This is a genomic window from Streptomyces niphimycinicus (assembly GCF_018883605.1).
GTDB classification, from domain to species: Bacteria; Actinomycetota; Actinomycetes; order Streptomycetales; family Streptomycetaceae; genus Streptomyces; species Streptomyces niphimycinicus.
In genome coordinates this window covers 1-1076 of the sequence record NZ_JAHLEM010000768.1, presented here as the reverse complement: position 1 = coordinate 1076, position 1076 = coordinate 1, and the positions used below count along the sequence as shown (strand labels likewise).

Annotated in this window: 1 protein-coding gene; it reads left to right on the top strand. The window is 72.4% G+C overall.

Annotated elements, in window-relative coordinates:
• Positions 1–1076, top strand: a 1076-nt coding sequence (locus KN815_RS42290) for a condensation domain-containing protein (RefSeq protein ID WP_253209590.1), incomplete at both ends; no start/stop codon positions are given.

The window sequence follows — 1076 nt, the reverse complement described above, 5'->3', positions numbered from 1 at the left end:
CCCTGCGGGAGCACGCCGCCGGGTTGCTGCCGGACTACATGGTGCCGTCCGCCTTCGTCACCCTCCCCGAACTTCCGCTGACGCCGAACGGCAAGCTGGACCGGCGTGCGCTGCCCGCGCCCGACTACGGCCCCGACACGGCCACCGGCCGGGCGCCGCGTTCGCCGCGCGAGGAGATCCTGTGTGATCTGTTCGCCGAGGTGCTGGGCGTGGACTCGGTCACCATCGATGACGACTTCTTCCGTCTCGGCGGCCACTCCCTGCTGGCGACGAAGCTGGTCAGCCGCATCCGTAGCGTCATGGACGCGGAACTGCCCATCCGGCAGCTCTTCGAGACCCCCACCGTCGCGGGCATCTCCGCCCCCCTGGACCGGACGGCCCTCGGCACCTCCGCCGCCCGCCCCGCCCTGACCGCGACCGCGCGCCCGTCCCGCGTCCCCGTCTCGTACGCCCAGGCCCGCCTACGCTTTCTGGACCTGCTGGGCGACGGAAGCACCGCCTACAACGCGCCCGGCGCGCTCCGGCTGACCGGCCCTCTGGACCGGGAGGCGCTGCGCCTGGCCCTGGAGGATGTGGTCACCCGCCACGAGAGCCTGCGCACCGTCTTCGCCGAGGACGAGGAGGGCTTCACCCAGATCGTCCTGGAACCGGGTCACGCCCCGGTCGATCCCGGCGTGCGGACGGTGGACGAGGCCCGGCTCGCGACCGAGCTGATGGCCGAGGCCCGGTATGTCTTCGATCTGGCCCATGAACCACCGCTGCGGGTCACGCTGTTCGAACTGGGGCCGGACGAGCATGTACTGCTGCTCCTGCTGCACCACATCGCGGGCGACGGCTGGTCGATGCGGCCACTGGCGCGTGATGTGGCGACGGCGTACACGGCGCGCGTCGAGACGGGCGAGGCCCCGCGGTGGCAGCCGCTGCCGGTGCAGTACGCCGACTACAGCCTCTGGCAGCGGGCGGTCCTGGGCCGGGAGGACGATCCCGGCAGCAATCAGGCGCTGTACGGGCTGGCCCGCGAGACCCGCTCCAGCCTGTTCATGGTGTTGCAGGCGGGGCTCGCGGCGCTGCTGACC